This is a genomic window from Candidatus Angelobacter sp., assembly GCA_035607015.1.
Classification (GTDB): domain Bacteria; phylum Verrucomicrobiota; class Verrucomicrobiia; order Limisphaerales; family AV2; genus AV2.
This window is the reverse complement of sequence record DATNDF010000051.1, coordinates 1-2,222: the sequence shown is the minus strand read 5'-3', so window position 1 is coordinate 2,222 and position 2,222 is coordinate 1. Positions and strand designations below refer to the sequence as shown.

Below are 2,222 nucleotides of genomic sequence, written 5' to 3'. Positions count from 1 at the left end.
GGGGTTGGAGTTCGCCTACCGCGACCCGGGTCGTGATGTTGTGTTCCTCTGGATTGGCACGGACAGAAGGTCAATGCTCGGACTCTGGGGGCCGACTACAACCCGCGGCAGTCACCCGCACCCATGCCATTTTGCCATCGCGTTGTCCCTGCCGGAGCTTCTCATCGCCGGCAAACGGCTCAACAGTCTGGGCGTCTCGACCCGCGATTTCGCGGGTGAGGAAACGGCCGAACCTTCAGTCATTGGCTGGATGCCATCGGCGCAACTTTATTTTCGTGATCCGGACGATCACTCGCTTGAGTTCATCGCTCTGCTTGATGACCCGCCTGACCCTCGTTTCATCGGCCCGCTTTCCACGTGGCGAAAGGCGGCCTCCTGAAGAGCTGGACGCTGAAAATGGAGCGCCAATAATGACGAGTGCTGCGCGCCGGGCTCCGGTTGCAATCGTCGCGTCCCGTGCTCCGGAAATCAGAACAACATGACACCTTATCGCTCGGCAATACGCTGAGCCTGAGTTCTTCATGCGCATCGTCCTTTCCGTAACGATTCTTGCGCTGATGGTATCCTGCGCAACGCGGCCCGCTGGTCGTGTCAAGGCGACTCGACCGTTGACAGCGGAAGAGTCACGTATCATTGAGATAGCGCGCCGGGCAGTCGCGACCAATGACACGTGGGTTTCCGAGGCAGAGTTTGAATTACCGCAGGTCGATGGTCGAGGTTGGAGCGTCCTTGTCTGGCGATTACCCTATACGCCGGGCGGGTACCGGAGGGTTTTGATCGATGAGAACGGAAGAGTCACAGTTTATCAGCGTGGACTTTGATCGGCCCGACAAATCGCGAGGCGGTGTGAAAGCGTTCCGGGTCGGTTGAGCCGGGGAGGCGGGCGTGGACTCTTTTGTTCGTTCCATGCGGCAATTTTTCTTCCTATGACGGCAAACGTTGTGCTATCAAAACGCGTCATGCGCAAATTTCATTTCCTCTGGCTGATTGCGTTGCTGGGCTGGCTATCCGCCGCATCCGCCCGCGCGGATGAGTTCAAACTGGCCAACGGAAATGTGTTGAGGGGCGAGGTGGGAAACGCGGACGAGGACGGGCTGGTCGTCAAACTCGACGTGGGCGGTTTTTCGAAGCGCGAACCGTGGATCAATTTCTCCCAGGAAACGCTGAAGCTGCTGGCGAATGATCCGAAGGTGGCGCCGTTTGTGGAACCCTTCATCGAGCTGGAGCCCGAACAGATCAAGGCGAGGGAAAAGGAGAAGGAGATCGTGGTCAAACCCGTGCTCGAACGGATGGAGCGTCCAACGCCCGCACCCGGTCTCGCCGTCGGGTTCATCACCCCCATCGGTCTGGCGATCCTCGCGGTGCTGATGTTTGCCAACCTGTACGCGGCGTACGAAGTCGCGTTGTTCCGCCAGCAACCGGTTCCACTGGTCTGCGGCCTGTCGGTCCTTTTCCCCGTGCTCGTGCCGCTCATTTTCCTCTGCCTCCCGACACGCGTGGCGCACGCCACGGCGGAGGCCGTTCCAGCGGATGCGTCGGCCGGCGAAGGTCCCGGCGGCGCGAAAGCGAAGACCACGTCGGCTTTTCCGGCCGCGGCCGCGGGCGGGCTGACGCTGGCCGCCGGAGCAAAGCCGGACGCCGCGCAGACCCCGTTGCAGACCTACACGCGCGGCGAATTCACCTTCAACCGGCGCTTTTTTGAAACGAAATTTCCCGGCTTCTTCCGCATGATCCCGAGCGAGGCGGAGAAGGACCTGGTGATGGTGATCAAGGCCGTGCGGGGTGAATACGTGGCAAAGCGCATCAGCCGGATTTCGATGAATGAAATGCACCTACAACTCCAGAGCGGGAACGCCTCGGCCGAGGTGATGGTGCCCTTTGTGGAGGTGCAGTCCGTGCAGATCCGGCACAAGGACGCAAAAGGTTGAGCCATGAAATTCCGCACTATTCTGCTGGTGGGCGCGCCCGGCGCAGGCAAGGGCACGCAGGGGAAAATCCTTGGCACGATCCCCAATTTTTTCCACTGCGCCTGCGGCGACGTGTTTCGCAACCTGACCATCGACAGCGACCTGGGCCGGATTTTTGTCCGCTATTCCAGCAAGGGCAAACTGGTGCCCGACACCCACACCGTCCGATTGTGGCGTGAAAACATCGAGGCGCAGACGCAGCTCGGGCGTTTTGAACCGGGACGCGACACGCTTGTGCTCGACGGCATCCCGCGC

3 protein-coding genes are annotated in these 2,222 nt (G+C 60.6%); all 3 read left to right on the top strand.

Annotation, left to right across the window (positions count from 1 at the left end; genetic code table 11):
- Nucleotides 1–379, top strand: a 379-nt coding sequence (locus VN887_02115; GenBank protein ID HXT38796.1) for a VOC family protein, incomplete at its 5' end; no start/stop codon positions are given.
- Between the two features lie 580 nt (nucleotides 380–959).
- Nucleotides 960–1,928 carry a hypothetical protein gene (locus VN887_02110; GenBank protein HXT38795.1) on the top strand — a complete coding sequence of 323 codons (969 nt, stop codon included), beginning with the start codon at nucleotides 960–962 and terminating at the stop codon, nucleotides 1,926–1,928.
- 3 nt (nucleotides 1,929–1,931) lie between these two features.
- A partial coding sequence (locus VN887_02105; GenBank protein HXT38794.1) for a nucleoside monophosphate kinase occupies nucleotides 1,932–2,222 on the top strand: 291 nt, incomplete at its 3' end.